The sequence below is a fragment of the Pectobacterium brasiliense genome (genome assembly GCF_013449685.1).
In the GTDB taxonomy this organism is placed as follows: Bacteria; Pseudomonadota; Gammaproteobacteria; order Enterobacterales; family Enterobacteriaceae; genus Pectobacterium; species Pectobacterium brasiliense_A.
The window spans coordinates 245-7,874 of sequence record NZ_JACDSF010000070.1; the positions used below are offsets into that span (position 1 = coordinate 245).

Here is a 7,630-nt window from a genome sequence, read left to right on the forward strand (position 1 = left end):
CGGGGGAAGAAATCTACTGCGACCAGTATGGTCGGGTAAAACTGCAATTCCCGTGGGATCGCTACGGCACGAGTAACGACCAGAGCTCCTGCTGGGTGCGCGTCAGTCAGGGCTGGGCGGGCGGCCAGTACGGCATGATTGCCATCCCACGTATCGGCCATGAAGTGATCGTCAGCTTCCTTGAAGGCGATCCGGACCAGCCGATTGTCACCGGGCGTACTTTCCACGCCACCAATCCGACGCCGTACGTTTTACCAGCACATAAAACGCGTACCACGCTTCGTACCGATACGCATAAAGGCAGTGGTTTCAACGAACTGCGTTTTGAGGATGAGGCGACGCGTGAGCAAATTTATTACCACGCTCAAAAAGATATGGATGGTGTTATTAACAACATCCACCGGCAGAGCGTCGGGCGCGATCAGCACCTCAGCGTGGATCAGGATCAGTTCCAACGGGTCACGCGTCACCGCCATCGAACGATAGGCAAGGATGATTTTGAAAACATTGGTCAGGATCATCATCAGGAAATTGGCCGGAGTTTTATTCAGAAAATTGGTGCGTCGTTCAAACGTTTCATCGGCGGGGGAGAGATTACCCGTATCGAAGGGAGCCGTCAGACCACGATGTCCGGTTCTGAGGAGACGCTGATCGGCGCGCACCAGCGCGTTCTGGTGAATACGGACAGCTACCTGAAAGCCGCGGATATCGTGCTGGAAGCGGGACAGGCTCTGACCATCAAAGGGCCTGGCGGCTTTATCAAGATTGATAGCGCGGGTGTCACGATTTCCGGGACGATTGTGAAAATCAACGATGGCGGTGCGGCTGGTGTAGGGACTGCGCCAGTATCCATTACGCCAGAAGATCCGACGAAGCCTACGCTGCCCGATGCGCCAGACAGACGTTAAGGAGGAACTATGCCAGGTGCTGCACGTTTAGGTGACAGTTGCGCGGGGCACGGCTGTTTTCCCGCCACCCCGATTATTGAAGGCAGCGGTGATGTCATTATCAATGGCAAACCAGCCGCCCGTAAAAGCGATGCGGTTTTACTCCACGCTTGCCCCTGCCCGAATGTGCCCCACGGCGTGCACAATCGTGCGATATCCGCGGGCTCCGGTACGGTTATCATCAATGGAAAGCTGGCGGCGCGTATTGGTGATGCGATCGGCTGCGGCGGTTCGGTTGCCGCTGGCAGTGGGAACGTAATCATTGGCGATTCGCCCTATCAGTCCCCGGTGAAGCCGTGCGCTGAGCAATCGGCAAAAAGCCGCGCCCCTCTGCTGGCATTGACGCCAATGCTGTTGCCGACGCTGATGGAGTGGGCTTCGGTCGCCGAGCTGCCCATTCTTGATGACCTGCTCTCCGTCGCCCAGCGTAAAGATCGCTATTTGGCGCGCGCCAAATTGGCGACCGAGGCGGCAACGCTGCCGGGATTAGCCGATGCGGCAAAGCGACTGGCGTTTAACAACGACAGCATCTTACGCGCCGAAGCGGCCCAGTACGTTTATTCGGTCGATGAATTCCGGCGAGGTGTGCTCGATAAACTGCCGAAAGCACCGGTTGGGTTGGAACTAATGGATGTCCAAAAACTTCCGGGTTTGACGGACAATGACTTCATGGATAAGAAAACAGGGTTTGGTTCTGCACTGTTTAAATCAGCGATTAATGGCGAAACCATGTTGACCTACCGGGGCACCAATAATGCGGTGACGGGAGTGAAAGATTGGTTGACTAACGCCACTCAGGGTATGGGATTTGAAGCTGCGCAGTACAAACAAGCAATGGATCTTGCGACTCAAGTCAAAGATCTGATACCAAATCCTCCACCTGTTATTGTTGGTCATTCTCTGGGGGGCGGGTTAGCCTCTGCTGCTGTCAGTGCGACAAAACTTCCCGGCTATACGTTCAATGCCGCAGGATTACATGAGAATACGGCCTTGCGAGGTGGTGGTGCGACATTGGCAGAAACGGCGTCATTGATTAAAACACAAGCGGTCGATGGCGAGATATTAACCATGGTGCAAACTTACGGTAAGGCTTTGATTCCAGGCTTGCTATCCGGTGCGGGCGCATTGATTGGCGGAACCGCCGGCGCGGCGATTGGTGGTGTTATCGGTGTTGCAAAGCTACTGGGAGGGGGGCTGCCGAAAGCCAGCGGTGATATGATGGCGCTTCCCGCTGTTGGTGGTTCACCGATTGCGCGTCATGGTATGGATCAGGTGATTGCGGGTATTGAAAGCCAGAAAAAGGAAGATATCGGGAAGATAACCAATACATTCAGGGGAATATAATGCAATGGTTGGCACGTATAAAATGGGTAGGCGTCGTTATTCTGGGATTATTAACCGCTTGTCAGGCAGGAGGACACAGTATGCGGGCGAGTGAACTTTTTGAACCGCCTGTGGTGGCGGTGCTGGAAAGCATTCAAAAAGGTGACGAATCAGCCGCTCGTCATCAACTGTCGCAGGGCGTTAACTTGAATATTCAGGGAAAAGAAGGCGTCACGCCGCTGCTGTGGCTGATTTATGAGACGAAGGATAAAAAGGCCGTCACGCTGGCACTTAAACTGGGTGTCGATCCAAACTATAAAGACGGATTTGGCGACAGCGCAGTTAATTCTGTGGCGGGAGCCAAAGATCCGGACTGGCTGCGCATTATTCTGGATGCAGGTGGAGATCCGAATGCCATTGGTCGGCGTGGTCAGCCTGCAATATTTAGCGCCATTAATGAGCAACGGTGGGCTGATATTAAGCTACTCGTTGAAAAAGGGGCTGATCTGAATTTAGAAGATCAAAATAAAAGAAATAGTGCGCTTTATGCTGCTTATGTAAATGAATACGAAATTGTTTATTGGTTGATTGAGCAGGGCGCAAGTTTTGATACCTATTCTTCAACCGGTAGTAGCCTGGCGTGGCGTGTGCACGACAGCTTATCCATTATGTCCCCTAAATCTCCCCACTATCCTTGGGCGCTGAAGGTAAAACAGCTGTTACTGGAGCGGGGCGTTAAATTCCCACCGCTGTCACCTACTGAAGTTCGGGAGCGTTGGGAAAAAGGAGAACCTCTTTGAGGTGGTGGTATTGGCTGCTGGCTAGTTTGCCACTGTTAACCGCTTGTCAGGCGGGAGGACACAGTATGCGGGCGAGTGAACTTTTTGAGCCCCCTGTGGTGGCGGTACTGGAAAGTATTCAAAAAGGTGACGAATCAGCCGCTCGTCATCAGCTGTCGCAGGGCGTTAACCTGAATATTCATGGAAAAGAAGGTGTGACGCCGCTGCTGTGGCTGATTTATGAGACGAAGGATAAAAAGGCCGTCACGCTGGCACTTAAACTGGGTGTCGATCCAAACTATAAAGACGGATTTGGCGACAGCGCAGTTAATTCCGTGGCGGGAGCCAAAGATCCAGACTGGCTGCGTATTATTCTGGATGCGGGGGGCGATCCGAATGCCATTGGGCGTCGTGGCCAGCCAGCAATATATAGTGCTATTGGTGAGGAACGCTGGGCCGATATCAAATTACTCGTAGAGCGGGGCGCCGATTTGAACCTCGTTGATGGTTCCAAAGTAAACAGCGCTCACTATGCTGCTTATCTGAATAAATATGAAATCGTCTATTGGCTGATAGAACACGGCGCAGATAGTAATATTTATGATGATACAGGCAGTAATCTCGCTTTTACCGTGGATGACAGCCTATCCATTATGTCGCCTAAATCTCCTCACTACCCTTGGGCACTAAAGGTAAAGCAGCTGTTGCTGGAGCGGGGTGTTAAATTCCCACCGCTGTCACCTGCTGAAGTTCGGGAGCGTTGGAAAAAAGGACTGCCAGTATAGTTTTATTTTTATTCTCCGTTTTATTATTTATTTTTGCGTCATAAAAATAAACGGCATGTCTCGACCCGATAATCTACGTGATTATTGGGTCGTTGCTGCGATTATCAATATATACTCGTCATACTTCAAGCTGCTTGTGCGTTGGCTGCTCTTATTCACGCAACTCGAATTATTTAGAGTATACGCTCATCGTATTAAAAACTATCTCATTTATTCACAGGCAAATAACGATGATGGCAAACGGTTCTACCCTGTTTGAAATCAGCCAGTTTAATGCGCCGTTGTTCGCTATTATCTCGCCGTTGAATTATCCCCAATTACTGGAATATTGGCAGGCTTTTCAACCTGCTGCGGCGGATATATGGCAACAGCTGCAATTTGGCAAGGATGCCGAAAACTGGCAGATGTGGGCGCCTATTGTGGTGAAAATAGAAGAAGGCAAACCAGGAGAAACACTGCTGCATTGGCTGGCTGAGACACAGCCGGAGCGGCATGGTGGCGTGATGCTCATGCATGGCGACCTGACATTGCAGCAGGTGGCTGATTTTTGGCAGCAGCGTATTTTTTGTCTCTGGCCTGATGGCACTCGAGCGCTATTTCGTAGCTATGCGCCAGACGTTTTATCGGTCTGGTGGCCTACCTTGGACTTTGCGGCACAAACTGATTTTCTCGGCCCGCTGAATAGCCTGTATTTGCCCATCGTGAATAGTGAACGTGGGGAGTATCAGCTATTCGCACAGCAGGATGTTAATAAAGAAAAACAGAACGACATTAATCAAACGTACCACATTACGTTAACGCACTATCAATATTACCTTCTCGCTAATGATAATCGCCTGCACCGACTGGCTAATGAACTATTTCTTTTTGTCAGTGCACAATGTTTTTTTCCTCTGGATATTGAAATAGTAAAAGCTCGCTTTATTAGCGGCATTGCATTAGCTGAGAACTATTACCCGAAAGCCAGCGAAGCGGAATGTGAAGCCTGGTCTGCTCATCGCTGGGTGCTCGGCAGTGAATTCTATTTGCACCCGATCTTTATTCATCTAACTGAACGTTATTCGATCGCGGACAGTATTCGGATTTTTAAATCCGAACCTGAACGTATTGATAGTGTGCAGCTTAATTACCATCGCCCTGGTTGGATGCGGGGCGAACTGCCTGACATAACGGAGGTCACGCTGTGAGTGTATCGCAACCTTTCCTTGAACTGCTGCCGGAAGATGACGCCGTCTGGCAAACGCGTATCGCTCAGGGCGGCTGTTTTGTTATCGCCGAATCGTCGATGAACGATGCTGTGCCGTGGCTGGCCGAACGCTGGGGGGGCAGCCTGGAACAGACACGTTTGTACTGGGGGGAGGCAGGGCGCGTGCATGCCTCGGTAGCGCCCTATTGCATCCCGCTTCACGCCGCTAACTGGTCGCAGGTGAAAGAACACATCATCACTCAGCCAGGCTGGGGAATGGGGCTACAGATGGAATGGTTTATGCGGGCATATTCACCGCTCGATCAGCTACTTGAGGTGACGAAACATCTGCGACAGTGGAGCCTGGTGACTTCACCTTCTGGGGAGAATGTCATCCTGCGCGTCGGTGACTGGCAGGTGATGAATCAGCTGTTATCCGCCAGTTCCGCACAGGAAGCCTGTGCACTCTATGGCCCGATATCCCGTTTCTGCGATATTTCCCCTGACGGCGCGATACGTGCCTTAAATCTCACCGCCCGCGAACCACACTCTATTCCTGACATCCTGCCTCGCCAACTGAGTGACGAACAATGGCAAGCCATCATGGTGCCTTACGGGCAACACAATCTGGCGCGCTATATGGAACATCTGCGTGCTTACCATGTTGACTGGCAAAACGCGCCTGATGATGAACTACAGGCGTTTACCCATCAGCAGGCGGAACAGGCGAGGAACAGCGGCTTTAACAACGACCGCGATATCGTACGCTGGCTGGCACTGGCGACAGAACTTTCGCCGGAATTCATGCAGCAGCCCTGGGCAAAAAACATTCTGGTACAGCCTGAATATATTGGCACGCAAAGTCGTATGGATCGCCTGTATCAGGCAGCCATTGACCACCTGGACGAAGCATAAAATAAAAAGGACGTCATTTCATGAGTCAGGATAAAAGCAGCGCGTTAGCTGCCAGCGGGGATGCCGCGAAGCGTAATTTCACCACGGATAATAAAATTTCAGGGGGATGTACAACCTGTGGCTGCGAAATACTTGTTTATTACCATTACGATTCAGGCGACCCAATACCGAACGCCCCTTTTCAATTAACCGATAGCAATAATCACGAGATACGAGGTAAAACTGACGAAAATGGCCTGTTTTTCATCCATGACATGGGATGTAGAACATATGAACTGATTTTGGGGGAAGGCAGCGATACGTTCGACCCTAAAGAAACGGTGCAAAATAACCCTGTTTTGATGTCGAACCCTGCTTACGCGAGTTTTGCTGGAGAATACTTTTCCCTGTTCGTCATTTTGAGAGCGCAAGGGCTGGTGGAGTATGGATCTGTCCAGCAGTCAGTGAGAATGCCGTTAAGTACGATACCGGATCAATATAAACCGGCGTTGAAACGCTTCTGGGAATTGGAAAGGCAACTCTATAGAAGTGATAGCGAGCTCCAAAGGGAAATCCGCCGGATTCAGCATCAACAGGCGGCGGAGGTAGCGAGTAAGGCATCCAGTATTGATAACGCCGTTCTGCTGTTCTGTGAAGTCATTTTGGGCTGCATTCCCGTAGTCGGACAGGTAATAGATGTCTATTTTCTAGGGAAGTGGTGCTGGGATAGTTATGAAGATGCCGAGTTATTGAACGACACCATGCATCAGATTGACGGGGTGCTGTGCGTCATTGGGTTTGTTCCTGGTGCGGGGGATGCGCTAAAAGTCAGTGGGAATGCCATTACGCAAGCTTTACGGAAACTGAAAGGCGCGAAAGGCAACAAACAGCAGCATATTGAGGAAGCTACTCAAATTATTCGCAGTTTGAGTAACGGTAATATAGTCAACTGGTTGATGGGTATACGTTCTGATATCAGAATTTATGCTGATAAAGGGAAAAAAATACTGGAAACCATGAAAGCAGCGCTGGATCTGCTGGTGAAAGGTGTTTCTGGTGAGCGCAGTTGGATCGTTGTGCTGATGGCTGACAGCTTTCGAGCCATGGTGAACGTCCTCGAAAAATTAATCTCAATGTTTACCGTTGTGACGGGATTAATTGAGGCTGAATTTGCTGAATTTATCCCTCAAATCATGACGCAGGTTATTGGCAGTGCACGGCCTAAAGGGAGCTGTGAGTTATCTGCCATGACGGTGCAAAAGGGGGGATCGGGTGACTATCGTACCGAAGAGGAAATCACTGAATTTAATCAACGGGCAGAAAAGCCTGGTGGCTTGACGATGGCTGAGGCCGGAATGATGTCATCAATAGGTATATTTTCTGCTATGCCAGGAAAAGGCGGTAAGAATAGAGTCGGTATGGCCTCTCAGGGCGGGAAACATTCTACGAGCGCCCCACATGCTTCTCAACGTCCACATACGCCCTCTGAGCAGCACCATTCCACGTCATCGGAAACATCGCCAAACACTAAACCACAGCCAAAAAGTGAATCCAGCAGCGATAAAAAGCCACAACAAAAACCTGATGAAGTAAAAAGTAAAGATAAAGACACGCCGCAGGATAAGGAAACGATAGCGCTACCTAAAGGCACACAACCCATAACGCCCGGTGCCGCTCATCCATCAAAGCCCAGTGACGATGGTGCAGCCCAGAAAA

6 protein-coding genes and 1 pseudogene are annotated in these 7,630 nt (G+C 50.6%); all 7 read left to right on the forward strand.

Annotation, left to right across the window (positions count from 1 at the left end):
* Window positions 1-908, forward strand: a 908-nt coding sequence (locus H0248_RS20530; protein WP_257981570.1) for a type VI secretion system Vgr family protein, incomplete at its 5' end; no start/stop codon positions are given.
* A 9-nt stretch (window positions 909-917) separates the two neighbouring features.
* Entirely contained in the window at window positions 918-2,291 is a 1,374-nt protein-coding gene (locus H0248_RS20535) for a PAAR domain-containing protein (RefSeq protein ID WP_180787299.1), read from the forward strand.
* A gap of 80 nt (window positions 2,292-2,371) precedes the next feature.
* Window positions 2,372-3,070 carry an ankyrin repeat domain-containing protein gene (locus tag H0248_RS20540; protein ID WP_080751766.1) on the forward strand — a complete coding sequence of 233 codons (699 nt, stop codon included), beginning with the start codon at window positions 2,372-2,374 and terminating at the stop codon, window positions 3,068-3,070.
* 65 nt (window positions 3,071-3,135) lie between these two features.
* A complete protein-coding gene (locus H0248_RS20545; protein ID WP_180787302.1) occupies window positions 3,136-3,834 on the forward strand; it encodes an ankyrin repeat domain-containing protein in 699 nt (232 codons plus the stop codon).
* 230 nt (window positions 3,835-4,064) lie between these two features.
* A complete protein-coding gene (locus tag H0248_RS20550; protein WP_180787300.1) occupies window positions 4,065-5,021 on the forward strand; it encodes a DUF4123 domain-containing protein in 957 nt (318 codons plus the stop codon).
* On the forward strand, window positions 5,018-5,935 hold the full coding sequence (locus H0248_RS20555) for a DUF4123 domain-containing protein (protein WP_180787301.1): 918 nt from the start codon (window positions 5,018-5,020) through the stop codon (window positions 5,933-5,935). Before H0248_RS20550 ends, H0248_RS20555 begins: the two co-directional genes overlap by 4 nt.
* A gap of 20 nt (window positions 5,936-5,955) precedes the next feature.
* Window positions 5,956-7,630: pseudogene (locus tag H0248_RS20560) on the forward strand (hypothetical protein); the annotation flags it as partial.

What these genes read in the sequence shown, in the direction of transcription:
- H0248_RS20535 (WP_180787299.1), top strand. Translation starts at nt 918, where the DNA reads ATGCCAGGTGCTGCACGTTTAGGTGACAGTTGCGCGGGGCACGGCTGT.
- H0248_RS20540 (WP_080751766.1), top strand. Translation starts at nt 2,372, where the DNA reads ATGCGGGCGAGTGAACTTTTTGAACCGCCTGTGGTGGCGGTGCTGGAA.
- H0248_RS20545 (WP_180787302.1), top strand. Translation starts at nt 3,136, where the DNA reads ATGCGGGCGAGTGAACTTTTTGAGCCCCCTGTGGTGGCGGTACTGGAA.
- H0248_RS20550 (WP_180787300.1), top strand. Translation starts at nt 4,065, where the DNA reads ATGATGGCAAACGGTTCTACCCTGTTTGAAATCAGCCAGTTTAATGCG.